This window comes from Hymenobacter sp., from assembly GCF_036387835.1.
Taxonomy (GTDB): Bacteria; Bacteroidota; Bacteroidia; order Cytophagales; family Hymenobacteraceae; genus Hymenobacter.
Genome location: NZ_DASVSY010000111.1, coordinates 35,315 through 61,030 on the forward strand (window position 1 = coordinate 35,315; position 25,716 = coordinate 61,030).

At 54.2% G+C, this 25,716-nt stretch carries 20 protein-coding genes; 9 read left to right on the plus strand and 11 right to left on the minus strand.

Annotated features, from left to right (window positions below; genetic code table 11):
* Positions 1 to 51 precede the first annotated feature (51 nt).
* Positions 52 to 5,460, minus strand: coding sequence for a hypothetical protein (locus VF639_RS21685; protein ID WP_331148039.1), 5,409 nt, complete (start codon positions 5,458 to 5,460; stop codon positions 52 to 54).
* A 312-nt stretch (positions 5,461 to 5,772) separates the two neighbouring features.
* Between VF639_RS21685 and VF639_RS21690 the strand changes: the two genes are divergently transcribed.
* On the plus strand, positions 5,773 to 6,114 hold the full coding sequence (locus VF639_RS21690) for a hypothetical protein (RefSeq protein WP_331148040.1): 342 nt from the start codon (positions 5,773 to 5,775) through the stop codon (positions 6,112 to 6,114).
* A 94-nt stretch (positions 6,115 to 6,208) separates the two neighbouring features.
* Here the strand turns inward: VF639_RS21690 and prmA are convergent, their stop codons facing one another.
* Positions 6,209 to 7,039: a 50S ribosomal protein L11 methyltransferase gene (gene prmA / locus VF639_RS21695; RefSeq protein ID WP_331148041.1), complete on the minus strand. Its 831-nt coding sequence runs from the start codon at positions 7,037 to 7,039 to the stop codon at positions 6,209 to 6,211.
* Between the two features lie 413 nt (positions 7,040 to 7,452).
* On the opposite strand from prmA, the gene VF639_RS21700 reads away from it, so the two are divergent.
* Together VF639_RS21700 and VF639_RS21705 are read left to right on the plus strand one after the other, a co-directional pair.
* The gene (locus VF639_RS21700) at positions 7,453 to 7,908 is read left to right on the plus strand and encodes a hypothetical protein (RefSeq protein ID WP_331148042.1); all 456 of its coding nucleotides are present in this window, start codon (positions 7,453 to 7,455) and stop codon (positions 7,906 to 7,908) included.
* Positions 7,909 to 7,932: 24 nt separating this feature from the next.
* Positions 7,933 to 8,259: an OmpA family protein gene (locus VF639_RS21705; RefSeq protein WP_331148043.1), complete on the plus strand. Its 327-nt coding sequence runs from the start codon at positions 7,933 to 7,935 to the stop codon at positions 8,257 to 8,259.
* Positions 8,260 to 8,337: 78 nt separating this feature from the next.
* On the opposite strand, the gene VF639_RS21710 is transcribed toward VF639_RS21705, so the two are convergent.
* The 3 genes from VF639_RS21710 to VF639_RS21720 all read right to left on the minus strand — a co-directional run bounded on the left by VF639_RS21710 (position 8,338) and on the right by VF639_RS21720 (position 10,501).
* Positions 8,338 to 8,721, minus strand: coding sequence for a 7(1) septoil knot domain-containing protein (locus VF639_RS21710; RefSeq protein WP_331148044.1), 384 nt, complete (start codon positions 8,719 to 8,721; stop codon positions 8,338 to 8,340).
* A 127-nt stretch (positions 8,722 to 8,848) separates the two neighbouring features.
* Entirely contained in the window at positions 8,849 to 9,616 is a 768-nt protein-coding gene (gene tpiA, locus VF639_RS21715; protein WP_331148045.1) for a triose-phosphate isomerase, read from the minus strand.
* Between the two features lie 78 nt (positions 9,617 to 9,694).
* Positions 9,695 to 10,501 carry a hypothetical protein gene (locus VF639_RS21720; RefSeq protein WP_331148046.1) on the minus strand — a complete coding sequence of 269 codons (807 nt, stop codon included), beginning with the start codon at positions 10,499 to 10,501 and terminating at the stop codon, positions 9,695 to 9,697.
* Between the two features lie 192 nt (positions 10,502 to 10,693).
* Between VF639_RS21720 and VF639_RS21725 the strand changes: the two genes are divergently transcribed.
* Both VF639_RS21725 and VF639_RS21730 read left to right on the plus strand, forming a co-directional pair.
* Positions 10,694 to 13,192, plus strand: a complete 2,499-nt coding sequence (locus tag VF639_RS21725; protein WP_331148047.1) for a TonB-dependent receptor — start codon at positions 10,694 to 10,696, stop codon at positions 13,190 to 13,192.
* Between the two features lie 96 nt (positions 13,193 to 13,288).
* Positions 13,289 to 14,434, plus strand: a complete 1,146-nt coding sequence (locus tag VF639_RS21730) for a PepSY-associated TM helix domain-containing protein (RefSeq protein WP_331148048.1) — start codon at positions 13,289 to 13,291, stop codon at positions 14,432 to 14,434.
* An 11-nt stretch (positions 14,435 to 14,445) separates the two neighbouring features.
* On the opposite strand, the gene VF639_RS21735 is transcribed toward VF639_RS21730, so the two are convergent.
* The 4 genes from VF639_RS21735 to VF639_RS21750 all read right to left on the minus strand — a co-directional run bounded on the left by VF639_RS21735 (position 14,446) and on the right by VF639_RS21750 (position 18,846).
* Positions 14,446 to 14,829 carry a type II toxin-antitoxin system VapC family toxin gene (locus VF639_RS21735; RefSeq protein ID WP_331148049.1) on the minus strand — a complete coding sequence of 128 codons (384 nt, stop codon included), beginning with the start codon at positions 14,827 to 14,829 and terminating at the stop codon, positions 14,446 to 14,448.
* Positions 14,829 to 15,035 (minus strand): DUF2281 domain-containing protein, encoded by a 207-nt coding sequence (locus VF639_RS21740; protein WP_331148050.1) that lies wholly within the window; start codon positions 15,033 to 15,035, stop codon positions 14,829 to 14,831. Before VF639_RS21740 ends, VF639_RS21735 begins: the two co-directional genes overlap by 1 nt.
* 112 nt (positions 15,036 to 15,147) lie before the next feature.
* Complete coding sequence (gene uvrA, locus VF639_RS21745; RefSeq protein WP_331148051.1) at positions 15,148 to 17,985, minus strand: excinuclease ABC subunit UvrA; 2,838 nt, start codon at positions 17,983 to 17,985, stop codon at positions 15,148 to 15,150.
* Positions 17,986 to 18,192: 207 nt separating this feature from the next.
* Complete coding sequence (locus tag VF639_RS21750) at positions 18,193 to 18,846, minus strand: SGNH/GDSL hydrolase family protein (RefSeq protein ID WP_331148052.1); 654 nt, start codon at positions 18,844 to 18,846, stop codon at positions 18,193 to 18,195.
* 452 nt (positions 18,847 to 19,298) lie between these two features.
* Between VF639_RS21750 and VF639_RS21755 the strand changes: the two genes are divergently transcribed.
* Entirely contained in the window at positions 19,299 to 20,570 is a 1,272-nt protein-coding gene (locus VF639_RS21755; protein WP_331148053.1) for an alpha/beta hydrolase family protein, read from the plus strand.
* A 115-nt stretch (positions 20,571 to 20,685) separates the two neighbouring features.
* Here VF639_RS21755 and VF639_RS21760 read toward each other — a convergent pair whose 3' ends face one another.
* On the minus strand, positions 20,686 to 22,002 hold the full coding sequence (locus VF639_RS21760; protein WP_331148054.1) for an MFS transporter: 1,317 nt from the start codon (positions 22,000 to 22,002) through the stop codon (positions 20,686 to 20,688).
* Positions 22,003 to 22,712: 710 nt separating this feature from the next.
* Between VF639_RS21760 and VF639_RS21765 the strand changes: the two genes are divergently transcribed.
* The 3 genes from VF639_RS21765 to nth all read left to right on the plus strand — a co-directional run bounded on the left by VF639_RS21765 (position 22,713) and on the right by nth (position 24,387).
* Complete coding sequence (locus VF639_RS21765; RefSeq protein ID WP_331148055.1) at positions 22,713 to 23,348, plus strand: RNA polymerase sigma factor; 636 nt, start codon at positions 22,713 to 22,715, stop codon at positions 23,346 to 23,348.
* Positions 23,287 to 23,517 (plus strand): hypothetical protein, encoded by a 231-nt coding sequence (locus VF639_RS21770; RefSeq protein WP_331148056.1) that lies wholly within the window; start codon positions 23,287 to 23,289, stop codon positions 23,515 to 23,517. Before VF639_RS21765 ends, VF639_RS21770 begins: the two co-directional genes overlap by 62 nt.
* A 162-nt stretch (positions 23,518 to 23,679) precedes the next feature.
* On the plus strand, positions 23,680 to 24,387 hold the full coding sequence (gene nth / locus VF639_RS21775; protein ID WP_331148057.1) for an endonuclease III: 708 nt from the start codon (positions 23,680 to 23,682) through the stop codon (positions 24,385 to 24,387).
* Between the two features lie 45 nt (positions 24,388 to 24,432).
* Here nth and VF639_RS21780 read toward each other — a convergent pair whose 3' ends face one another.
* On the minus strand, positions 24,433 to 25,632 hold the full coding sequence (locus VF639_RS21780; RefSeq protein ID WP_331148058.1) for a glycosyltransferase family 4 protein: 1,200 nt from the start codon (positions 25,630 to 25,632) through the stop codon (positions 24,433 to 24,435).
* Positions 25,633 to 25,716 lie beyond the last annotated feature (84 nt).

The following is a 25,716-nucleotide window of genomic DNA, read 5'->3' on the forward strand; positions in this document are numbered from 1 at the left end:
AAGGTCGGGGCTTTTTGAGGTGCTAGAACGTTTAGCGAAACGGGCTGCGGCCTAGCGCGAACCACCGAAGGGGTCGTTGGGGTCAACGCCATCCTTCTTCTTTTTGTCTTTTTTCTTTTTGCCAGCGTCCTTGTCTACAGGCGCATCAGCATCTGGCTCAGCGACGGGTTCAGCGGCAGCGGCTTTCTTGTCTTTCTTCTTCTTGCTAGTTTCTTCTGCCGGAGCGGCGTTATCGGGAGCAGGCTCAGCGGCAGCGGCTTCTTCCTTTTTCTTCTTTTTACTGGTATCCGCCGCTGGCGCCGCGTTGGCATCACCACTGCCGAAAGGATCAGCCGCATCAGCTGCTACCTCTTTCTTGCTCTTCTTTTTCTTGGTGTCAACCGGAGCCTCGTCTATTGGCATACCATCGGCGTCGAAGACAGGCTCGTTGCCTTTCTTCTTTTTCTTTTTGCCAGCGTCTACATCTTCCTCGAAGCCACCACCAGCGGGGGCCGAAGAAACCACTGCTTTTTTCGTCTTCGGATCTTCCTTCAAGTAATCCTTGCGGAAGTGGGTCAAGAACTGCTGCACCTCCTGGTCGTCGCCAAGGTAGAAACCGTATTGCGTGGCGGTGTTGTAGTCACCCTTGGCTTTGTAGCCGATGATTTCGTCGAAAGAACCGTGCTGCGCTTTTGCCAGCAGCGCCGACCCCGAATATTTCAGGTAATACCAGGTTTGCGGCTCGGCTTCCAAGTATAGCTCTACCAAATCGGCACCGGCTTCCTTGCGAATCTCGATGTGGCCGTCGATGAGGGCGTTGATGTCTTTCTTACCCACGCTCACCAAACCAATTTTACCAACCGAATACCAGGCGTTCAGCTTATCATTCCAGCGCAAATCCACCTTGTTGAGCACAACAGTGTGCAAGAATTTAGGCGAGATTTTCTGCAAAGGCTCATACTTGCCGCGCCGCTCAGCATAGCCCTGTACCGCCTTGCTGCCTATGAATTCGCCGAGCTTGTACAGTTCTTCCTGCGAACCATTGAGTGCCTCCGGTGCCCCTTTGGTGTTGGTTGCTATATCAATACCCATGGCCTCCACGGCCTTTTCAGGCAGGTTGATATCGAAGGCCATAAAGGCATCGAGCGCGTACTTGTTGCTATCGGGTTTGGCGGTACCCACGCCCGAGGCCGTGATGCCGTAGTCTTTGTTGGAATTGATGAAGTTGAACTTACCCCGGAACTTCATGGCCGCCGTCGAATCGTTGAAAGTCAGCACGGAGCCCTCATAGACGTTGGGGTCGGAGAGGTCGTGGTTGGCAATCGTGAATATCCTTTTCTTTTGGTCGAAAGTCAGGTAGCCCTTGGTGGTAAACAGGTTCATATCGGTGGCGGAAGGCTTACCAGCCACGAACAGTGGGTACACTTTGCTACTCTCATCCGACATAAATAAGCCGGTGAGCATGGGCAGTCCTTCTTCTGTTTTAGGATCCAGCAGCTTGATGCGCACTCCCTTCGGGTCGATGCTGTCTTGCACGGCAAACCATTCGGCCGAGCTTGGCTTGTTGCTGAACTCCAACCGGGCCTGTCCGTCGAAGGTGAAGCCGCGTTTCTTGGAATTCATATTGACGCCGCCGCGGTAGGCAACGCGCGGAGCTAAATGAAATTTTTCGGTGGCCTGAATATTAGCCACGGCTAAGGTGGCCGGTGCCAGAGGTTCGTCGGTAACTCGTTTCTTAAGTAGGCTCTTGCCACCTTTCGCAGCCTTGCCCGCTACCAATCCCGTGCCGGTGGAGTCGATCTGAAAGTTGGCAAACTTGATAGCAAAGGAATCAGCAGCGGCGTTTTTGTAGCTGTAGAGCGCGTTGCCACTAAAGGCGTTACGCGACAACACCTGCACTTCGCCCTTATACAGGCTGTGAAATTTAGCCAGCGTATCCATCACAATGCTGGCATTCTTGAAGCCACGCATTTGAGCATTGGCCAAGATGTACACTTTGCTGGAATCCGGCTCGATCCAGGCATCAGCCGAGGCAATGCGCGGTACACCGCCGGCCACCAAGCGGTAGCGCGCCAAGTCGTATTCGCCGGTGGCTGCCCGGAATTTCAAGCCGTTCTGCTCGGGTTTGGTGGAGTAGAAGTACGAGCGGGTAGAGTCGGCGCCGGGGGCTACTTTCAGCTGCACGTTCTTTTTCTTGAAGTCCCACTTACCGCCCGAAAGCGTGGTTCTGTAGTCGGAGTACGGCAAGTCGATGCTGGACTTGGTGTCGCCTTCCTCACGCGAGAAAACCGCATTGGCGTTCTTAACATCGAAAGCAAATGCTACGTTGTTCGCCGTTAGCGCCGGCTTGTTGGCTTCCGCCGATTTGATACTCAGCGTCGACTTGTTGCCCGTGTAACTGGTAGGCTTGAACACAATCTTGGGCGAGCGGATAAACGACTGTGGGCCGTCTATGCGGCCGTTGCCGTAGAGGCCGCCGGGACTAAGAGTAGCCGTGCCCTTAAAGCCGTATTGGTCGCCGTACATCTTCAGCGGCTGGCCGTTGGGCTGGCTGCTCAAATACATCGAATCCGACTTCACGGCCCACTTCATCTGGTAGCCAAGCGGCAGATTCACTTTCGCAAACTCCACGCCGTTGAGCGGCCCCGGCTGGATAACGCCCGACTTACCCACTGTCACCACCGAGTCTCTATAGAATACGAACTGGTCGCTTTGCAGCGTACTTGTTAGGTATTTTATGTCACCAATGCCTTGAATACCCTGGTTGCTCATCTTCACTTTATTGAAGAGCCGGGCCTTGCCGCCGTAAACAGGTACGCCTTCCTTGGGCAGATCATAGTTGAAGCCCAACGAGCCATCTTCCTGCAGCGTCAGCTTGGTTTTCAAGTCGGGTAAGATCCCCCCCGACACGAAAGTGCCTTTAAAGCCTACTGCCGAGCGGTTTTTGTTGTTAAGCGAGTCGAGTTTGAAAGGCGGAATGTCGAAGTAGACGGTGGTATCGTACGCCCCGCCTAGCACCTCGGGCTTGTCGAAGAACACGTAAGCCCCGGTGCTGGCATCAAACGATGGGTAAGCCCCGAGCTTCTTGCGGCCCGACTTGTTGTTGGGGTGGTTGATGTACAGTTTGCCAGCCGATTCCTTTTTCTTGTTGGTCAAAGTGAAATCCGTCTCCTTGCGTGCCTTCATCACCGAGCCTTTCGAATTCCGGCCCTTCACAATGATGGAGTCAATCTTGGCCAAGTCAATGAAGAAACCGTCGTAGTCGAACTTGAACTCCTTGCCCTTGAACACAAAGGCCGACGCCACTACCGTACCATTGAACAGAATGCCTCGGTTTTTCTGAATGTGAATGATGCTGGAATCCGGCTTCACAAACACCGTCACCGAATCGTCCGAGAAGTTGAAGCGGTCCACGCCGCGTACCAACAGGTCGTTGGTAGCCAGGTTAAGCGTAGCGTTTTTGCCAGACGGCGACAAGCTCTTGATGGCAATGTGGTCGTAGTCTTTCTTGCCCCGCGACGAGTTGACGTAGTGCAGCGCTTTGGGGCGCAGGGTTATCTGCTGCGTTTGCGGGTTCCAGTCCACGTAGCCGTCGCGGGCCAGGCCAGCTATCGCCGAGCGGACGTTGGCCGGCTGAAGCTTACGGAAAGTAGCAACTTCCTGCACCGTGAAGCGCCGTATGTTGTTGTTTTCCAAGCTATAGCCCACTATCATCTGCAGCGGGTGCAGCTTATTGATGGCCTTGATTTGCTGATAGCGTGTGTTAGTGTAGAATTCCTTGCTCTCGAAGCTAGCTGTAACCTGGTTTTTGGCGGTAAGAATCGAGAAGTCGATGGTGGGCGTACGGATGGGCCACGTCAGGAGCTCCGACGTGATTTCCATCTGGTGGTAAGAGTCGAAATAAGGCGTGGATTTGTAGAGGCCGTTTTCGCGGGCCAGTTGTAGCACCTGGCGCTTCTTCGAAAACTTGAGCCGCACGCCAGGGTGCGTGAGCGAGTCCACCTTGTCCTCGAAAATGGTAACGGAAGCTCGCTCAGCAGAAATAATGGAGTCGCCGAGCACGTAGGCGCGGCTGGAAGCCCGAAATTTAGGTTTACCATCCAAATCCACAAAGATGCGTGACAACGAGCCGTCGAGCGAAGCCGACAGGGTACGACTACCGGCCAAAGAGAAGCCTCCGTAATAGCGGATGTTGTCGCCGATGTTCTTAACGCGGGCGTCGTTGGTGAGCGAGATAAAACGGGGGTAGCCCGAATCAGTAGCGCCGGGCTTCTTCTTTACACTTTTATAGGATAATGCGCCTTTCACGGGCGCCTCCAGCACGGCAGGATACGTCAGGCTAACGGGCTCGGCCGTAAACTCGGCCCGGCTTATATCGAAGTTGTAGCTGGTGAGGTCGGCCGTAGCGGGGTTAGCGTTTACTTGCCAGGCATACTGCCCGCCATAGCCCACAAATTGGCTGGAGAGGGGCACAACAGCTCCGCTGGTTTTGCGAATCGTAGTTGAATCGCCGTTGGCCGAAAGAACCAAGTCAACCTCCTTAAGCACTAAAACCGGTCCCCGAGTAGAGGGTGCCATGTAATTGTCGAAGTAAGGAGCGGGAGTGAAAACTGGTTCTGGCTCGGCAGCAGGTTTGGCGGCGGTGCCGGGTTTGGCAGCCGTTTTGGCTGGTGTCTTCTTGGCGGGCGTACTCCAGCCGTCGTTGCTGTCGCCCCAGCCGCTGCCGCTGCCACTGCTCCACAGGTCGGCGGTGTCCCAACCGTCGCTGCTTCTTTTCTTGGGGGCTGCTTTGGATTTGGCGGCGGGCTTGGCGCCCGCTTTGGCTGGCGTTGTGGGCACGGGTGCAGGAGTTGGGGCCGCTACAGGGGCGGGATTTGGCGCCATACTCGGCATATCCTGCTCGTTGTAAGCAAAAGAGAACGAGCCCCCCGACACGCGCAGCTTGTTGTAGCGCGAGCTGTACAATACCTTGTTTTGCAGAAACTGCGTGGTAGTGGCAATAAACTTGGCCGCTTCGGGTCCCGGAATATTTACTACGGTTTTGGTTAGCACATCCAACAAGCCGTCCATCTGCTGGTCGGACATGTTCTGCACCGTCGAGCCGGCAATCAAGCCCATAAACATCGACTCGAGGTGTGGCTTCGGCCGGAAGCCTAAAGCCAGCATCTGCTGCGACAGTGCTACAACTTTGCCTTGCTGCGTGGCGGTGAGCTTGTTGCTAGCCCAAAGCTGTTGCAACCGAACACCTACGCCGATGGCTGCAGCGTTGCGGGTGGTGGCCATCATCAACTGCACATCCTGCATAAATTGGGCAGGATCGGAAGATAATTTACCTGAAAACTTAGGCACGGCCGTAGCGGCTCCGGTAGCCGGAGCCGCTGGCTGCGTTTTAGATGGTTGCGGCTTATTTTGCTGGGCCAGGACCGGGGCACTCACCCCTAACAGCACCAAGCAAAGCCATTTGAGAATAGCTTGCTTCATAGAAAATTCCGTCGGGACCTGATTAGTCGTCTACAATTTCGGTAATAGTCGCCATACTATTCGAGTTGAATTGCACGCGACTATGATTTTTGTGGTTTTGCACTATTCCTACCGCCTACGGTCCTACAAAACTATCAAACACTGCACATTTGGGTGCCAACAGGCGTAGCAGACCGGCAACAAGACCCATCTGAAAAAAGCTCAGCAACAGTTACATTATTTCTTCACTACTTCTGGGTTGTTGTCTTACTTCACGGTATCTTTCCAAACGCCATCTGCGTACTTTATAGTGTAATTCTTTTCTAAACTGCTATGCATAACGCTGCTTCCCGGCTTTCCGCCCTTGCCCCGAACGCGCTGCTGCGCGTAGTACAGAATCTACGTGACGACATTACTCAACGCTTGGGAAAGTCGTCGGCTACCGTAGCTGAATGGCGCGACCTGCTGCTGCTGGTCGATCCGGAGGTGCAGGAGCGGCCAGAATGCGGCACCGTCATCGTGCGCCGGGGCCGCGCCGCTCTCGATCGGCTAGCCAGTCATTACTTGGTACCTCCCCAAAATGTTCTGCCCAAACTCGATAATCGGTCACTGGTTCACGAAAACCCAATTGACTACGGCCTTTCCGATGAGGAATGGCTGGCGTTATGCCTTTAGTATTGGAAGCGAGAAGACAGGAGCGAGAAGTTAGCAGATGCCCGAAATGGGTTGCTATGTGCTCCTAACTTCTAGCTCCTGTCTCTTGGATTCTTTATTTATGAAATACCGCCGACACCCAATGATTCTGGGTGCGGTGGCTTTCGTAGCGGAGGTTGTGCTGCTCGGCGGCTTGGCGGATGAGGGGCAAGTCTTCCTCGTAGAAGCCAGAGAACAAAATAGGACTGTTGGGCTTTAAATACTGCCCATAGGCCCCCATATCTTCCAGCAGCACATTGCGGTTGATGTTGGCCAGAATAATATCGAAGGGCTCCTCCCCTTCCAAGGCCGTGATGTCGCCGAGGCGGGCTTCTACTTTGTCTTGCACATTGTTTTCCTGAGCATTGTCGGCGGCATTTTCGGCGGTCCAGGGCTCTACGTCCACGGCTAGCACGTAGCTGGCACCAAGATGAACGGCCATAACAGCCAGAATACCCGTGCCGCAGCCCATGTCCAGCACCCGCTTGTTTTGGTGGTCGAGGTCGAGCTGGTTGGTAATCATGAGGGCCGTGGTATCGTGGTGGCCGGTGCCGAACGACATGCGCGGCATAATCACAATTTCGTAAGCCAAGTCGGGGCGAGCTTCGTGAAAAGGTGCCCGCACCGACACTTTATCGGTAATGACGAGAGGCTCAAAGTTTTTTTCCCATTCGGCATTCCAGTTTTGGCGCGTAATAACGCGGTGCTCGTAGCCAAGCTCTCCCTGGCCCTCGTAGCGGCTCATGATTTCGGCCACGGCATCGGCGGCAAACTGGTCTTCGTCGATGTAGGCGCAGAAGCCCTCGTCGTTGTCCTCGAAGGTATTATAGCCTACTTCAGCTAATTCTGCGACCAGTATGTCGGCCAGTTCGCGCGGGGCCACTACCCGCACTTCTACAAAATCCATAGTTCAAAAACAGGAGGGAAACTTAGTGAAACCGGCCGGGCCGGGCGGCAAAGTTCGTGGGAAAAAGCCAGCTAAACTGATAATGGTAGCGAAAGCCTAACCCTTCTTTCACTATATATTAATTTATATATCGTTTCATTTGGCTTCCACTTTCCACACCGCCTCTCACTTATGAACAAAACGACGCGCCTCGTAGCAAGCTGTGTTTTACTTGGTCTGGTAGCCCCAAAGCCAAAACCGAAGAAACAGCAACTGCTACCCCGCCAGCCCCAACGGAAACCACCGCAGCCCCAGAAGCTGCCGCCACGCCGGACGCTGCTGCTCCCGGAACAGCAACGACAGCCTCAGAAGCCGCCACGTTTGACATCAGTCAGGTTCCCGTTTCAACTGCTGACCTTGGTACGTTTCCTTACTTGAGCGCGCTGAAAAACTACGAAGTGAGCTCCGGCAATAGCGAGGACTACGACTTCGAGCGCGCGTATGTGTACGACGGTAAAAAACTGCTGTCAGTAGAAGGCAAAGTATCACAACACTTTTTTGATAGCATCAACGGGGAAAAGAAAGCGTCCGAAACGATGATACATCGCAACTACGAAGACTTGCTGAAGGGGTTAGGCGCAACCAAGGTTTTCGCGGGGCCAGTTTCACGGGAAGCCATCGAAAAGGTAGGCCAGGCCAATGCTTATAAGTATGGCAAATGGAGTGTCAGCACTGATCATGACACGGACGCCTACGTCATTCGGCAGAAAGACAAGGAAGTGTGGGTACAGGTAACTTCTTTGGGCGGCGACGGCGACTACAACCTCACGGTAATGGAGCGGTCCGCTATGCCCCAGAGCAGGCAACCATCATCAAAGCCGATCAGTTAAAAAAAACTAGACGCTGAAGGCCACGTGGCGCTCTACGTCAATTTCGACACCGACAAAACCATTATCCGGCCCGAATCGGAGCCGACGGTGGCCGAGGTGGTGACGCTGCTACGCCAGAATCCGAAGTTGCGCCTGGGCATACAAGGCCACACCGATAATGTTGGCACGCTGGCTCACAATCAGCAGCCTTCGGAAGGTCGGGCGCAATCGGTGGTGGCCTCACTTGCGCAGGCGGGGATTGAAGACAGCCGTTTGCAGTCAGCCGGCTTTGGTCAGAGCAAACCGTTGGCTGATAATGCTACCGAGGAAGGCAAAGCCAAAAACCGCCGGGTAGAGCTGGTGAAGTTGTAATTCTTACTGCAATCCACAAAAAAGCCCTTCCGCTATTAACAGAAGGGCTTTTCAGTATGCACTATGCTTATCTGGATGCTACTGCTGACGGCAGCCCGCGAAGGAACGTACTTTGGTGTAATGAATGCTGAAGTCGGCGAGGGCGCGCTTGTCGGACACGAACAGCACGTAATCGGCGAAGTCGCGGGCTTCGGTGAAATACCAGAGGCCGGCTTTGTCGGCAAACAGCTTGTTGTCTTCCGCATACACCAATACATCAGCAAAGGCCTCTTCTGGCTCCTCGTACACCACCCCAAAGCAAATGCCTCGCCGGCGCGGGTCACGCTCCAGGTAGATGGTGCCGTAGATACGACAGGGCTCCAAGGAAGCTACTGACACCGGCGCCGCAAACGGCACGCGAGGCGCTGGTGCCGCAAATGGATTCAGGGCCAGCAAGCCAGACAGGAGGAGCGAGTGGAGCATAGGAGGCGATAAGGTGAGCAGGTGATGAGAAGACAGTAAGATTAACTACTAGAACAAAGAGCCTGCCAGCAACTCGCTTCAAGACAACACAAACACGTATAGCACCTCGTTACCTCCTCACTGAAAGTTAAAACGACTTAATGATTTCAGTGAAGTCGCGCGACTTAAGGGAGGCGCCGCCGATTAAGCCGCCATCGACGTCGGGCTGGCTGAACAGCTCGCGGGCGTTTTGCGCGTTGGCTGAGCCGCCGTACAGGATAGTGGTATTCACGGCCGCTTCGGCGTCGTAGGCGCGGGCAATTTGCTCCCGGATGAAGGCGTGCACCTCCTGCGCCTGCGCGCTCGTGGCCGTTTTGCCCGTCCCGATGGCCCAAATAGGCTCGTAGGCAATAACTACCTGGTCGAACTCTTCATTGGAAAGATGAAACAAACCATCCTTCAACTGTTTGCTGATGAAGTTGAAAGTGTCATCGGCTTCGCGCGTTTCCAACGATTCGCCTACGCAGAAAATAGGCTTCAGGCCCACGGCTAGCACCGCTTTTAGCTTCTGGCTGAGTAGTTCGTCGTCTTCACGAAAATACTGCCGCCGCTCGGAGTGGCCCAGTATCACATATTCACAGCCCACTGACTGGAGCATTTTGGCGGATACTTCGCCGGTATAGGCGCCGCTTTCCTTTTGGCTGCAGTTCTGCGCGCCCAGGTGGAATCGGCTGTTGGCGGGTAGCTGCTTGCCAATAGCCGCCAGGAATGGGAATGGCGGGCAGATGACCACTACTACGCCGTCGGAGCCCGTAACCTCGTCCTGCACCATATTGGTGATTTCCGATACCAGGGCGAGGCCGTCCTGATAAGTGGTGTTCATTTTCCAGTTGCCGGCAACAATATTCTTACGCATGGAGGACGAATTGAGGTAGAAGATGGACGCAAGTTAGTGGGTCTGTTCAACCTATTCGGTCTTTTCTGACCGGCCAGGCTACACCTCTAGCATACGCCGCCCGCGCCGCGAAGCCAGCACCAAGCCGCCTAGCCCTACAATGACGGCTCCTATCAGGGCCGCCCAGCTTAGTTCGGGGTAGGTATTGCGATGTGCTACCCAAATGGCCACCAACGCCCAGGCCACCACCAGCGGAAAAGTCTTTTCCTTGAATTCACGACTTATAAGCAGCCCCAGCCCCACAACTATAGCCAGGAGTAACAGGCCCAGCAGCATGGCCAGGTTCAGATCAGGTTGCCAGCCTAGCTGCCGCAGCCCAATGACGCTGTTGACGGTGAAGGCCACTGAAATCCAACCCAGATACAAAGCAAACGGCGCACTAACCCAACGAGGAGCAACATCAGCCAGCACCAGCCGCCGCGCCCGACCATAAGCAATTACAAGTGCCCCGAGGATAACCATCATAGCTAGCCAGCACGGCAATATTCGTTCGTAGGCAAACAGCACCACCCACAACGCAGTGGCCAGGCTGGCCATTGTGAGAGGTTGCGCCACGGCATCGGGCAGCAGGTTGTTTCGCTGCGCAGGCAAGTGCTGCCAGATTACATAGACGGTTAGCGCCAGAAAAATTATTCCCCAAATGGAAAAGGCATAGCCAGCGGGCGTCAACAAGGTCGGGTACTTACCGGAGACGGTGCCCATGCTTTGCCCATTAAACGGAAAAGCATTGGAATAATAGTTGAGCCCTATGTTGCCTAACACGGCCAGAGTAGCTGCCCAGCGCCAAAGGCGGCTCGGACTGGACTCGTACGCAGCAGAATAGTTAGTAGTAAAAGAGTTAGACATAAGCAGAAAGGTTTGTGGTAACAGTACGCTAGACGATGGCCGTTGTGTATAGTGCAAGTACTTCTGCCAAAGTTACAAAGCAGCTTGTTTTTAAACCTTTATTTAAAATATGTCTAAATATTATTTATAAAGCTTCTAAATAATCAGTTTTCCTACCGATTTTTGCGGCTGTACATCCCACTGCAACACCGCATGAAATCTTATCTTCCTCATCTGACAAGCCAGCAACTTACTGTTTTGCTTGTTTTTCTTCTGTCTACTCTCTCTCTGTCAGTTCAAGCGCAGAGAGGCAGCGTACAGGGCCGTATCACTACCATTGGCGGGCAACCTATTATAGGCGTTTCCATTGGCATCAAAGGCACTGGCAAAGGTGCTAATACCGATAACAATGGCAGTTACCGCATAGCCGGACTGCAGCCGGGCACTTACACCTTAGGGGTACGCCTGGTAGGATACGGCACCCAGGAGCGGCAAGTAGAAGTGGCAGCAGGCCAAGCGAGCACGCAAGATTTTCAACTCACTGAAAACACCGAGCAGCTAAACGAGGTGGTAGTAGAAGGCAGTGCCTTCAACAAGTTCGCCCGCAAAGAGTCGGAGTACGTGTCGAAGATGCCGCTTAAGAACCTGGAAAACCCGCAGGTGTATGCCACCGTGGGCAAGGAATTACTGGCCGAGCAGCTGGTTTATACCGTGGATGATGCCGTACGCAACGCTCCTGGCCTGCAACGGATGTGGGAGGCCACCGGCCGCTCCGGCGACGGGGGCAGCTACTACAGTAGCCGGGGCTTTATTGTGCAGAGTCAGTTGCGCAACGGCATTGCCGGCATTGTTAGTGGCACCACCGACGCCGTTAACCTGGAGAAGTTGGAAGTAATTAAGGGCCCATCGGCCACGCTCTTTGGTAGCTCCCTCACTTCCTACGGCGGCCTGATTAACCGCGTAACAAAAAAAGCGTACGACCATTTCGGCGGAGAAGCTACCTACGCCGGGGGCAGCTTCAACTTCAACCGCCTCAGCCTCGACCTCAACACGCCCCTCGACAAGGAAAAGAAGGTGCTGTTCCGCTTGAACACGGCGGGCAGCTACGAGCGTAACTTCCAGAACCGCGGCTACCAGGGCTTCGACAAGAACCTGGCTATTGCGCCTACTCTCACTTACAAGCCCACCGACCGGCTTACCATTAATGTAGATGCCGAGCTATACCGCACGCAGAACGTGGGCAAGCAAATCATCTTCTTCTACTTCCCTACCAGCGCTTTGGGTGCTACCCGCCCCGATCAGCTTAACCTGGACTACCGCCAGTCTTATATGGGTAGCGGCCTCACGCAGAACTCTCACAGCTCCAACTACTTTGCACAGATAAACTACCAGCTGGCGCCCGGCTTTACCTCCTCGACCAACGTTACGCACAGCCGGAGCTACTCCGATGGCTTTGGCCCCTACTTCTACGTGACGCCCATTGCCGACAGCATCACCACCGGCGATAACACGCGGCTGGGCTCCACCAACTTCCTAACCCAGGCCGACCAATCGACCGGCGACAGCCGCGCCACCGCTACCGAAGTGCAGCAGCTCTTCAACGGCGACTTTCTGCTCGGCACGCGGCGCAACCGCTTCGTGCTAGGTTTCGACTACCTGCGCATCAGCAACAACCAGAACTTCTTTGGCAGCACGTTTGGCACCCCGGTGGCCCTCGGTTTGAGCGACCAGGCCTACACCGACTTCAACGGCGCAGCCCTCCAGGCGCAGTATGCGGCCGGGCCTCCGCAATTCACTTACCCGCTTACCACCAAAATCAACACGTATAGCGCCTTCGTTTCCGACGTGCTCGACCTCACCGACAAGTTGAGTGTGCTAGCCGCGTTGCGCGTGGATCGATACGACAACCAGGGCGGCTTGGTGGGCACTGAAGCCACGGCATTCAAGCAAACCGCCCTGTCGCCGAAGTTTGGGTTGGTGTTTCAGCCGGTGAAAGACAAAGTAGCGCTGTTTGCCAATTATCAGAACAGCTTTCGGAGCCCCGGCACTTACCGGGCCTACAACACCCTGGCGCTGCCCGACAGCACCGAGCAGCGCATTGCCGAGCTGGAGCAAGCCAACCAGTGGGAAGGTGGCGTAAAAGTGGATGTGCTGGAAGGCAAACTCACCGCCACCCTGAGCTACTACAACATTGAAGTGAAAAATCTGCTGCGCACCGACCCGCGCCCGGAAGCGGCCGCGAAGTTCACGCAAACGCAGGATGGCACGCAGCTCAGCAAGGGCGTAGAGCTAAGCCTGGTGGCCAATCCGGTGCAAGGCTTCAACATTGTGGGCGGCTTTGCCTACAACAATTCCAAGCTGACCCGCAGTTCGTCCGACACCGATGGCCTCCGCCCGACTACGGCGTCCTCGCCTTACTTAGCTAATGTGTGGCTGAGCTACCGCCTGCCCGTAGGCGTGCTACGTGGTATAGGACTCGGGTTCGGTGGCAACTACGCCAGCGACAACAAAATCGTGAATAGCGTCAGCCAGGGCACTTTTACGTTGCCGGCTTACACGGTGCTCAACGCCTCGGTGTTCTACGATTGGCAGCGCTTCCGCATCTCAGGCAAGGTAGACAACCTCACTAACGAGCACTACTGGATCGGCTACACCACCATGAACCCGCAGAAGCTGCGCAGCTTTGTGGGCAGCCTGAGCTACAAATTTTAATCTAGCTGCTAGCTGCTGGCTGTTAGCCTTTCCCTCTTTAGCTGGTAGTCCTAAAAAGCTAACAGCCAACAGCTAGCAGATAATAGCTTTAAAATTATGACTTTCAAGCAAGCTGTCGGTAAAGTGCACCTCTGGCTCGGACTAGCGTCCGGGCTCGTGGTGTTTATTGTGAGCATCACGGGAGCCATCTTCACCTTCCAGGATGATATCCGAGACCTGACGGAGCCGTGGCGCAAGGTGGAGGTGCAGCAAACGGCGCCGGTACTGCCTTCGCAGCTGAAGGCCGCCGCGCTGGCTCATCATCCGGGCGCTAGTATGCGCGATGCCTGGGTCACCTATTTCGCCCCCGACCGTTCGGCTACCGTGTTTTTCTTTGACAAAGCCAACCTTCCCATTCAGATCTATCTGAATCCCTACACGGGTCGAGTACTATACGAGCAAAACCTGCGCACGCATTTCTTCACCATCATTCAGGAGATACACATGCACCTGCTGCTGCCCGAAGCCGTGGCGAAATGGGTGGTGGGCATTAGCATCTCCATTTTCGTGGTGATGCTGCTCACGGGCTTGGTGCTGTGGTGGCCAAAGCGCAAGCAGGAGCGCAAACAGCGCTTCACTATTAAGTGGGGAGCCCGCTGGCGCCGCGTCAACTACGACTTGCACAATGTGCTGGGCTTTTACGCGGCCAGCATCGGGCTGGTACTAGCCTTATCGGGCTTGTTCATGATTTTCCCCTGGATGCTGGAGTCGGTTAGACTTGTGGTTGATGGTGGCAAGGCGGCTCCCCCGGAGATAATGACGACCAAGATTGACACCCTGCAAACCGTTTCGGCCGCCACCCAGCCGCTCTCCGACATCGTGTACCGCAACGTACGCCGCCTTTCGCCCTCCAACGAGATGATCCTCATTGCCCCAGACGGCACCGGCAAAGACCCCGTGTACTGCTGGACCTACCAGAAGGCGCTTCACTACTACCACCGCGACGAATACGCCTTTCACCCCGTTTCCGGCCAGCTACTAGAGTCCCGTTTCCACGCCAACAAGAGTACCGGCACCAAACTCTCCGACATGAACTACGACCTACACACCGGCCAGATTCTGGGCTTTGGCGGCAAGATAGTGGCGTTTTTGGGAAGCCTGATTTCCGCCAGCCTACCCATTACCGGAACAGTTGTCTGGTGGGGCCGGCGCAACAAAACGAAACGGCAGAAGCAGGCAGCAATACCCGCAACTGCTGCTTAAACAACGCCCCGTTACCAGCGCACCTGCACCGGATAGGCGGCAAAGTGCGCGTCGCGACTGAGCAATATTAGGTTATCCGTCATGGCCTGCGCAATGAGCAGCCGGTCGAACGGGTCGCGGTGGTGGTGCGGAAGGGTCAGGAGCGTAGTGAGGTGGTCGTCGGTGATTTCGAGCGGATGTAACCTTGCCTCTCTCACCTGCCTTACCCACTGTGCGAAAGGAACCGGTAGGATCAGCTTATTGAGGCTTACTTTGATGCTTACCTCCCAGAAAGTAGCCCGGATTACGAAGCAAATTGAACCAGGACTTTGAATCAGCTCCGCCACTCGTGGCAGTAGCTCCGCGCTATTGCGACTGTACCAAAGTAGTGTATGAGTGTCCAGAAGCAGCCGCATTAGTACATATAGTCTTTAGAGTCCTCAAGAGGCTCGTCGAAATCCTCTGACATCCAGAGAACTCCACCCTGCGAGAAGCCCGGCGGCGCTACAGGCTTGGGCGACGGATTGCGGGCTAGTAGCCACTGAATTTGATCTAAAGCAAACTCATCTTCCAACTGCTCGATGGCTGCAATGACTTCCCGTTTTTTGGCTTCTGTACTCATGGTTATGGCTGATTTCTTCTTTTCTAAACTACGCAAAAGGCCCGGAAGATTCCTCTTCCGGGCCTTTTGGTTTTGCAACGGCAGCAACGAGGCGCCAAGCAGAAGCTTCGCGTTACAGCTTATCAGCCAAAAAACGCGCCGTGTGGTTGGTGTCTTTGAGCTTCGCCATGTCTTCGGGCGTGCCCTCGAACAGTAGGTGGCCGCCGTTGATACCACCTTCGGGGCCAAGGTCAATCACCCAATCCGCACATTTAATAATGTCCATGTTGTGCTCGATAATGAGCACCGAATTGCCTTGCTCCACCAGCGCATTCATGGCCGTCATCAGCTTGTTGATGTCGTGGAAGTGCAGGCCCGTGCTTGGTTCGTCGAAGATGAACAGGATCTTGTCGTGCTGCAGCGTGGCGCCTTTGGTTAGGAACGAAGCCAACTTCACGCGCTGCGCCTCACCGCCACTAAGCGTGCTGGCCGACTGCCCTAGCCGGATGTAACCTAGGCCTACATCATCGAGGGGCTTGAGGCGCTCCACCAGTTTGGGCTGGCCCTTAAAGAAGGTGATGCTGTCGGCAATGGTCATGTTCAGCACCTCGTCGATGCCTTTGTCTTGGTACTTGATATCCAAGATGTCCTGCTTGAACTTACGGCCCCCGCAACTCTCGCAAGTCAGGAAGATGTCAGCCATAAACTGCATTTCTATCTTCACCTGGCCTTCGCCCTGGCACACCTCGCAACGGCCCCCATCAATATTGAAGCTGAAGTGCGAAGGTTTAAAGCCACGCGCTTTGGCCAACGGCTGGTCGGCAAACAGCGCCCTGATCGTGTCGTAGGCTTTCACGTAGGTTACGGGATTGGAGCGGCTGCTTTTGCCGATGGGGTTTTGATCCACGAACTCCACGTGGGTCACCTGCCCATTCACCCCGGTCAGCCGATCGAACTTACCCGTCGATTCGCCGGCCCCGCCGCCTAGCTGCTTGAGCAGCGCCGGCGCCAGTATCCGCCGAATCAGCGTGGATTTGCCCGAGCCCGATACCCCCGTTACCACCGTCATCACGTTCAGCGGAAACTTCACCGATACGTTCTTTAGGTTGTTTTCGCGGGCCCCCGTCAGCTCCAGCGTATTACGCCAAGGGCGCCGCGTTTTGGGTACGGCCACTTCTAGCCGGCCGCTCAAGTACTGGCCGGTATAGGTATCGGTGCTCTTAAGTAGCTCGTCGTACGTGCCCTGGAACATCAGATTGCCGCCGCCGGTACCCGCCTCCGGACCGATGTCCAAAATCTGGTCGGCTACCTCCATCATCTTCTCCTCGTGCTCCACCACAATCACCGTGTTGCCTAGTTTCTGCAAGGAGCGCAATACGCCGATCAGCTGCTCGGCATCCTTGGGGTGCAAACCAATGCTCGGCTCATCCAGAATATACATCGAGCCCACCAACGCCGACCCGAGCGAAGTAGCCAACGAAATCCGCTGGCTTTCTCCGCCCGATAGGGTGCTGCTGAGCCGGTTCAGGGTAAGGTAGCCCAACCCAACGCGGTTCAGGTACTCCAGCCGGTTTGTGATTTCCGTGACTAGGCGCTCGGCTACTTTGGCGTCGTGCTCGTCCAGATTCATGTTCTGGAAAAACTCCAGCGCCCGGCTCACCGGCAGTAGTACCAGGTCGGTGATGCTCTGGCTGGAAATCTTAACGTATTGTGCGTCTTTGCGCAGACGGGTACCGCGACAGTCCGGGCAGGTGGTACGCCCCCGGTAGCGGCTTTGCAGCACCCGATACTGAATTTTATGCGTCTGCGTGGCCACCCACTTAAAGTAGTCGTCGAGGCCGTCGAAGTACTTGTTGCCTTTCCAGAGCAAGGTCCGCTCGGCCTCACTTAGCTCGTTGTATGGCCGGTGAATCGGGAAGTCGAAGCGAATACCATTCTTCAGCAGCGGCTTCAGCCACTCGCTCTGCTTATCGGTGCGCCAAGGAGCAATGGCGCCTTCGTACACGGTCAGGCTCTTGTCAGGAATTACGAGGTCTTCGTCAATACCAAGCACCGAACCAAACCCTTCGCAGGTTTGGCACGCGCCGTACGGATTATTGAAGGAGAAGAAGTTGACGCTAGGCTCCTCAAACACCACGCCATCCAATTCAAACCGATCGGAGAAGGTGCGGGTTTCCTCGTCCAGTTTCACGATGCAAGTGCCGTGGCCCTCAAAAAACGCCGTTTGCACCGAATCTGACAACCGGAACATCAAGTCCTCGTCGCCCGGATGAATTACCGCACGGTCTATCATGATGAATACGTCGCCTTCCACCTCGGGCTGGCCCTCGGCAATGAGCTCTTCTATGAAGGCGGTTGTACCGTTGGCTACTACCCGAGAATAACCTTTCTGCAGCAGCAAATCCAGCTCCTTGCTCATGGGCCGGTTGTCTTCGGCCCGCAGCAGGGGAGCCAGCAGCATCACACGCGTGTCGGCGGGCAGCTGCATAAGGTAATCCACCACATCGGCTACGTTGTCTTTGCGCACCTGCTCCCCACTAACCGGCGAGTAAGTACGTCCCACCCGCGCAAACAGCAGCTTCAGGTAATCATAGATTTCGGTGCTGGTACCAACCGTCGAGCGGTTGTTCTTAATGCTCACCTTCTGCTCGATGGCAATGGCCGGCGAGATGCCCCGGATATAATCGACATCGGGCTTATCCATGCGGCCCAAAAACTGGCGGGCGTAGCTGCTCAAACTTTCCACGTACATCCGCTGCCCCTCGGCATACAGCGTGTCGAACGCCAACGACGACTTGCCCGAGCCCGAGAGGCCCGTCACGACAATGAATTTATTGCGGGGCAGCGCCACGCTCAGGTTTTTCAGATTATGAACCCGGGCATTTTTTATCAGGATGAACTCACGCGGATCGAGCTGGTCAATCGGGTCGGCCGCCGGAGCAGCCATTTGCAAAGCAGAATTTTCGGCCATAGACGGGGTAACAGCCGCAACCAGGGGTTTGGTTTCCAGCCGGCGCGGTTTGAATGCGCGAAGGTACGGCGGGGCCGCTTGGGATGGTAGCTAGCTGCCGTTGAGAAACAGATCAATGAAGCATAAACCTTCCACAATACAAATGTTGTGTCTTTCTTCACGACGCAACCTTCGACAGTTGACAGGTCAAAACCTGGCCTGCTACACTCACTTCTTCAAATACGGCTCTAACACCCGCGTCCAGATGGCATAGCCGGCCGGGGTCATGTGCAAGCCGTCTTCTATGTATAGCTCGGGGCGTGGCTGGCCGTCGGCTCCAAGCATAGGCGTACCCACGTCCACAAACCGCAGCCGTTTGGGGTGCGCCTCCACATATTGCTTAATGAGGGAATTAGCTTCCTTCATCTTCGGATACAGTGCCCAACGAGCCAGGCTCGGCTTGATAGACAGAAAAATCAGTTCTGCCTTAGGCAGTTTAAGGCGCATCTGCTTCTCGAACTCTATGAACGACTCATATACCTGCTGCGGAGAAGCGCCAGCCGAAATGTCGTTGTCACCCTCGTACAAAATCACTTGGCGGGGCCGATAGCGCACCACTAGTTTATCGAAGAAATAACTGGCGTCGGGAAAACGGGAGCCTCCAAATCCCCGGTTCAATACGGGACGTCCTTTGAAATCAGTGGCCAGCGTTTTCCACATCCGGACCGAAGAGCTGCCATAGAATAGCAGCGGTGTCTTTGGTGGCTTCCGAAGACTGTCCTCCCGGTTGAAGGCTTCTATTTCGGTTTTCCATTGGTCGGGGTTGAGTGGCGGAGTAGTCGCTTGGCTAAAGCTCTTCAGCACCGTCAAAACCAAAAGCAAACAGAGGAAGCTGTACCGTTGAAGTTGTCGGTTGAGCATGCGTATATCTGTAACGTACAATGACACCAATTAAAATAAGCGCTACGGTTAAACCGAACCAGTGTTTCTACACGTATGTGCACTTATTCCATACAATTGGACTATAAAAAGCTAGCCAACTATCTGAATAGTGGCATTAATTTGGTAATTTTCGCTTCCATATCGCCTCTATTGCTATTCCAAGCAATATTTTATAAAACTTTATGAAGAAAAATCTAAGCACTTTTTTTCTTTTTTGCCTTATCCTGTTAAGCCTGCCATCTATAGCAGGCACTCCTATCGTGTTGAATGGCCAGTGGCGTGGACCGTTAAAGGTACCTGGAGGCACTTTAGAGCTTATTGTCACTATAGTTCCGCTCACTAACGGAACCTATTATGCTGCTCTCGACGTGCCTCAGCAGCGCATTTATCGCATGCCAGTAGAAGTGACGTTGAAAGGCAATGACCTGAGCCTCCAAATCGAGCAAGCGGGTAGCAGCTTTAAAGGTAAGGTCCTCAAAGACGGTGCTCTTTTAGTTGGCGCCTGGAAGCAGCCCGGCCTCTCAGGAAATTTAGAAATGCAACGAGCTGGTTCGGCCACTGCGGCTTCCGGCAAGGTTCGCCTGACTCCACCCTACCGCGAAGACGAGGTCTACTTCACCAACCAGCTAGCCAAGCTACGCCTCGCCGGTACACTGACTGTCCCCGCCGGCACCGGACCTTTTCCTGCCGTTGTCCTCCTCTCCGACTCGGGCCCACAAGACCGCGACGCCGGTGAGCAAGAATATCGCATGTTCAGCATATTGGCCGATTATCTAACCCGCCGCGGCATAGCTGTGCTACGCTTCGACGACCGGGGCGTAGGCAGGTCGCAGGGCAGCTACTTCAACACCACTACCATTGATATGGTAGGCGACGCTCAAGCCGCCATGAGCTTTTTGCGGAGCCAGAACCTCATTAATCCAGAGCAGGTTGGTTTCATTGGGCACGGCGAAGGAGCCAACGTGGCATTGCTCTCTGCCGCCGATGCCAACGCAGCCAAACCTGCTTTCGTGGTATCGTTGGCGGGCTACGGACTACCGGGGCGCCACGTGCTGGTGCAGCAGCAACTGGAAATCATGCGGCTCATTGGCGCCAACCCCGCGCAAGTGAAAGCGGCACTGGCGCTGCACGTAGAAATGATTGAGATTATCCGGCAAACCCCTAACGATGCCCTAGCTCGTAGCAAAGTGGCCTCTACCCTGCGCAACAGCAACACCGACCTCGATCCGCACATGGCGCGTGCCCGCGCCATTCAGCTCACCTCACCTTGGTCCCGCTATTTCATCGACTTCGAGCCCGCCCGCAAGCTAACCAGCGTCAAATGTCCAGTGCTGGCTCTTAATGGCACCAACGACTTGCAGGTAGAGGCTAGCGGTAATTTGTCGATGTTGCGCCGTGGCCTGCGCAATAGCAAGGACGTGAAAACCCAAAAAATAACGGGCGTTAACCACTGGTTACAACCCACGCAGGAAGAATGGGCTATTGTAAACGGCGAGCAACAACCTACTTTTTCGCCCAAAGCATTAGATGTGATGCGCGAGTGGATAGCAGCACGCACCACGCAACCCGGCGCAGTACCCGTGACTGTCAAACGGACCTCGCCGACCAAAGCCAGCAAGGCAAGCCGCGAGGCGCGCGCCACGACGCCTCAAGCAAGTCGGTAGATATTTCCTTCTAAGCCTAGATAACCAGACCGCCTTGATGCTTGAGTAAGCACCAAGGCGGTCTGGTTTCTTATTTGTGGTAGACGCTAAATTTTCCCAATCAGTAACTGTACTCCTACGCTTTCACTGGTTCTGGTGTCAAATCAAGACGCCGTAGCTTATCGGCCCGCCAAGCGGTGATGCCTACCACCAGCAATGTCATGGCGCCTCCAAATACAACCGACTGCACCACTCCCAATACCCGCGCGGCCACGCCCGACTCGAATGCGCCAATTTCATTGGAAGAACCGATGAATATGTTGTTAACCGCTGACACCCGGCCTTTCATATACTCCGGCGTGTACGTGTGAATGAGGGTCGAGCGTACGATAACCGAAACCGAATCGAAGACTCCGGTCATAAACAGCAGGAACAGTGAAAGCCAGAAACTGCTTGACAAGGCAAACAAGATAGTAGCCAAGCCAAAGCCGCCCACCGCCCACAGCAACTTCAGCCCCGCGTGCCGACGCAGCGGGAAGTAAGTCAACGATACGGCCATCAGTACCGAGCCCACCGCCGGAGCGGCCCGCAAGTAGCCTAGCCCGTCGGCGCCTACCATCAAGACTTTGTCGGCAAAAACAGGAAGCAGGGCAACTGCGCCACCAAACAACACCGCAAAAAGGTCAAGCGAAAGAGCAGCCAACACTAACTGGTTGTGAAAAATGAACTGCATTCCGCTTAGCACGCTTTCTTTCAAACCAAGCTTATCGCCCTCGGTGGCGGGTAGGGGCCGGCTAGCGATACTGATAAAGAGCAGCAGCGCGAAAGCCATCAAAATAATATCAACACCGTAAGCAACTGCCATTCCTAGGTGGGCAAACAACAAGCCCCCAATAGCTGGCCCTATTACTGCCGCAGTTTGCCAGGTGGTGCTGCTCCAGGTGATGGCGTTGGCCAAGTGTTCGCGGGCGGGCATGAGCTGTGGCATAAACGAGAACGTAGCTGGCCCCAAAAAGCCTCTGGCCACGCCGCTAACGAATATAACAGCATAAAGCGGTAGCGCTTTCAGCACCACCAGCCCGGCCAACGGCAGCCGAAAGCCAACTCCAGCCGTTAATAGCGGCAGCCCCGTCGGGCTCGCCAACAGCCATAAAGCCACCGAGCAGAGCAACAACACGGCTACCATTGAGACAATAATGTTCTTGCGACGCACCGAATCGGCTAAGTGGCCTGCGTAAAGCGACACTACAATGCTAGGAATAGCTTCGGCCAAACCAATCAAACCTAGTGCTAAGGGGTCACCAGTAAGCTTGAACATTTGCCAGCTCACGGCCACTCCTTGCACTTGAGTGGCTAGCGTCATACACGCACGGGCCGAAATAAAGCGCCGAAACTCGGGTATGCGTAGAGCTGCGTAGGGGTCGTGGTGCGGAGCGGCAGAAGCAGTGGGCATGGATAGGAAGCGAGCAACTGGAGAGCCAAAGGTAGGGCCAGCCACTAAAACGAAGACCAACTCACCAAGTTTACTTCAAGCGATTCTTCTACCCAATCAAGTGAAGTAGGTTGCAGTTAACAATTACCAGCAGAAGCAATCCGAGAGAAGAGCAAGTGCGCAGGAGAGGCCGAATAAGCTAAATAAATTTATTAGCGCTTTGTTGGGCCTTTCTTGCAATGGTGTTTACAAGCAGATACTACATTATTAACAATACGAATCTTCTATCAAATGCCAAAGCTTATAACCCGGTTGCTGGATGAAGATTACTACTTTCTACTGCTTACTCATTTAAGTGTTTTAAGTATGATAAACACTATATAACGCCTTTGCTACCAGATTTTAGGGAAATAAACTGAATTATAACGTCTGTTAGCGAATCGGCGCAAATTATCTGGTTAATGCAATAAATGCTCTGAATAAACTTTGTGCGCTTAATTGAAAATAATTAATCTAGTGCAACAAAACATTAAGCATTATATATTTTATATAAAAAGGTTTCTTAATACCAAAAAATATTTTCAACTAACGCTGGTTAGGCATTGTGTTTGCCCCGGCAGTTCTCTACATTTGGTACAGAAGGAAATCTTCATCCTCCCCTCATCTAAGAAAATTCACCGGTAATCACGCAATATGGTTTGAAGCTCTACGTTCCCTTATTCGTAGCCTTTATGGAAACCATGCAGCCGAGCGACTCCGCTCTGATTTCACTTTATATTGCCGGCAAAGAAGAAGCCTTCGCGCAATTGCTCGAACGTCATAAAGCCCGGGTATTCACCACGATCATGTTGATTGTGCGTGATGAAGACGTGGCCGATGACTTGCTGCAGGATACCTTTATCAAGGCTATTCACACCATGAAAAGTGGTCGATACAACGAAGAAGGTAAGTTTTCTTCTTGGATCTGCCGAATTGCCCATAACCTGGCCATTGATTTTTTCCGTCGTGAGAAGCGCAGTCCGCTGCTCAACCTCGACACGACGAGCCATGCTTTCAATACTCTTTCGCATGCTGAAGAGGGCGTTGAAGCGGCTCTGACTCGGGAAGAAACCTACGCCCGGCTCCGTGAACTGATACAAGACCTGCCAGCGGCTCAAAAGGAAGTGCTTGTTATGCGCCACTACGGCGACATGAGCTTCCAGGAAATTGCCGATGCCACGGGAGTTAGTATCAACACTGCGCTGGGGAGGATGCGTTACGCGCTGATCAACCTTCGGAAGAAGATGGCCGTACAACCAACTCTCTATGATCAAAACCTTACCCAACGAGAAGCTGCTCCGGTACGTGTACAACGAATTGCCAGCTGATGAGCAGCAGGAAGTAGAACAAGCCTTAGTGCACGACCCTGAACTGGCCGCTGCCTGTGCCGACTTGCTGTTAGCGCAGCGCACCCTAGATGGATTGGCCTGCACGCCGCGCCAACGCAGCACCGAGGCGCTACTGCAGTATTCGCGTACTTTCATGCGCTCCGCCTAGCGGAAGCAACTTAAATCGAGTAAAGGAAAAAACGGGACACTACGAAGCTTGCCATGCGGTAACTTCGTAGTGTCCCGTTTTTTGCCTGTTTGATTTGATAGGTGACAACACTCCTGCAGGACTACCACCAACCATCAGCTTTGCTCTCGCTACTATCTTGCCATGCGCACTACCGAGCGTTTCCGCCATTTTCTTGAATATTTCACCACCAACTTTCCGCAGCCCGAAACCGAACTGCACTACGCTAACCCCTACGAGCTAATTGTGGCGGTGGTATTGAGTGCACAGTGCACTGATAAACGCGTTAATCAGATAATGCCGGCTTTGGTCGAGCAGTTTCCTACCCCGGCTCACCTAGCTGCGGCCACCGCCGAAGATATTTTTCCTCTTATCCGAAGCGTTTCTTATCCCAACAACAAAGCCAAGCACTTAGCTGGCCTCGGGCGTATGCTGACCGAAGAGTTTGGTGGCGAAGTACCCAGCAGCATCGAAGAGCTACAACGGCTACCGGGCGTAGGGCGCAAGACCGCCAACGTCGTGGTATCCGTTATTTACAACCAGCCGGCTATGGCTGTTGATACGCACGTGTTTCGGGTGTCGCATCGGCTAGGCTTGGTTCCGCGCACAGCTACTACGCCACTGGCTGTAGAGAAAGCGCTAGTGAAGCATATTCCGGAGATGCTGATTCCGAAGGCCCATCACTGGCTGATTCTGCATGGCCGGTATATCTGCGTAGCCCGGCAGCCTAAGTGTACCATTTGTCCTCTCACTAGTTGGTGTAAGTACTATGCTACTAATGTAGCTCCGACAGAAAAAAGGGCCGTTACACTGAAATCTGCCATAAATCAGACGCCATCTAGCACAACTTAGTATAAAACCAGTTCTTAGTAGTACAACTAGTTATTCTGCATGCATTCAGTTGATAGCCTGCTCCAAAACCTCCTGCATTATAGCCGCTATTTTCTGACGGTCAAAGGTAGTAGCAGCTATTTGGTAGCTAGCTTTAGATGCGGCTTGCAGCAGTTCAGGATGTTTGAAGAGGTGGCGGAGCTGCTGTGCCAAGGCACTTGCGTCATCGGCAGGTGAGTACCAGCCGCAGCCATTGTCCTCCACTAAATCACGCGTCCAACCCTTGTTCGTCACGATGACGGGGGTACCTACTGCAAGGCTATCGTAGAGTTTAGCTGGTGAGTTGGCGTCCAATACGGGCAGTCCTAGGAACGACACCACCGACACATCAGCTAGCCGAAACCACGTGAATACCGCGTGGCGGGGTTGGGGCGGCACTAGCCGAATAAATGGATAAGCAGCGGCAGCTTCTCTTAGCAGAACCTCATCATATCCGTGCCCCATAAACAGCCAAGTCACCTCCGGACAACTAGCAGCTAGCGCCAAGGCGGCACCTATTAGCATGGGGATGTTATTAGCTCGCCCAAAGGTACCCGCGTAAAGCACAACCCGACGTCCTTCTAGGTGTAGTTGCTGGCGTAGTGCTGCCACCGTGGCATCGGTAGCCCGCGCTGCAAGGTCGAAATCGGTGCCGTTGAGTACCGTAGTTAACTTCTGTTCGGGTATTCCCAGGTTGCGAATGTAGCTCGTCATCCCGGGCGACAAAGGCAGGATATGACGAGCCGATTGGTACAAGCTTTTCTCCATAGAGAAAAGCCGCTTCTGTGCCCATTGGTTAGGCACAGCGCCCATGGCCACCGGAAACGAAGGCCATAAGTCCTGCACTTCAAAAACCCATGGCACCCGCCGCCAACGAGCCACCTGCTCAGCGGCCCAAGCCGCTGTCAGAGGAGTACTTATTCCCCAGATAACGTCAGGCTTGGCTATGCGCAACCCTTCACGTAAGGCATAAGTCGCATATTGCCCGAATGCCAACGCCCGTCGCCGTATACCCATCTTGTTGTGGTAAGGCACATTGGCTGCGTGCATCTCCACCCCTTCCGGCAGCCACGAAAACTCCTGCGTTAGCCGTTGCTGCTCCCAGGTACGGGTAGTAATAAGCGTAACACGGTGCGTGCGAGCAATATGCGCCAACAACGCATAATGCCGGCTCGTTGCCGGACAGTCGGGATTGGTATGGTACTGACTGAAAACGGCAATGTGCACCTTAGGGCAATTAGGAATTATGAAGTAGGATCGTGAGTTAGTATGTACCCTATAATGGCACATACTAACTCACGATCCTACTTC

Bases quoted from the DNA above. Each gene is read 5' to 3' on its own strand.
- VF639_RS21685 (WP_331148039.1), bottom strand. From the start codon at position 5,460: ATGAAGCAAGCTATTCTCAAATGGCTTTGCTTGGTGCTGTTAGGGGTG.
- VF639_RS21690 (WP_331148040.1), top strand. From the start codon at position 5,773: ATGCATAACGCTGCTTCCCGGCTTTCCGCCCTTGCCCCGAACGCGCTG.
- VF639_RS21755 (WP_331148053.1), top strand. From the start codon at position 19,299: ATGCCAGTAGAAGTGACGTTGAAAGGCAATGACCTGAGCCTCCAAATC.
- VF639_RS21710 (WP_331148044.1), bottom strand. From the start codon at position 8,721: ATGCTCCACTCGCTCCTCCTGTCTGGCTTGCTGGCCCTGAATCCATTT.
- tpiA (WP_331148045.1), bottom strand. From the start codon at position 9,616: ATGCGTAAGAATATTGTTGCCGGCAACTGGAAAATGAACACCACTTAT.
- VF639_RS21765 (WP_331148055.1), top strand. From the start codon at position 22,713: ATGGAAACCATGCAGCCGAGCGACTCCGCTCTGATTTCACTTTATATT.
- uvrA (WP_331148051.1), bottom strand. From the start codon at position 17,985: ATGGCCGAAAATTCTGCTTTGCAAATGGCTGCTCCGGCGGCCGACCCG.
- VF639_RS21760 (WP_331148054.1), bottom strand. From the start codon at position 22,002: ATGCCCACTGCTTCTGCCGCTCCGCACCACGACCCCTACGCAGCTCTA.
- VF639_RS21740 (WP_331148050.1), bottom strand. From the start codon at position 15,035: ATGAGTACAGAAGCCAAAAAACGGGAAGTCATTGCAGCCATCGAGCAG.
- prmA (WP_331148041.1), bottom strand. From the start codon at position 7,039: ATGGATTTTGTAGAAGTGCGGGTAGTGGCCCCGCGCGAACTGGCCGAC.
- VF639_RS21725 (WP_331148047.1), top strand. From the start codon at position 10,694: ATGAAATCTTATCTTCCTCATCTGACAAGCCAGCAACTTACTGTTTTG.
- VF639_RS21730 (WP_331148048.1), top strand. From the start codon at position 13,289: ATGACTTTCAAGCAAGCTGTCGGTAAAGTGCACCTCTGGCTCGGACTA.
- VF639_RS21770 (WP_331148056.1), top strand. From the start codon at position 23,287: ATGATCAAAACCTTACCCAACGAGAAGCTGCTCCGGTACGTGTACAAC.
- VF639_RS21720 (WP_331148046.1), bottom strand. From the start codon at position 10,501: ATGTCTAACTCTTTTACTACTAACTATTCTGCTGCGTACGAGTCCAGT.
- VF639_RS21735 (WP_331148049.1), bottom strand. From the start codon at position 14,829: ATGCGGCTGCTTCTGGACACTCATACACTACTTTGGTACAGTCGCAAT.
- nth (WP_331148057.1), top strand. From the start codon at position 23,680: ATGCGCACTACCGAGCGTTTCCGCCATTTTCTTGAATATTTCACCACC.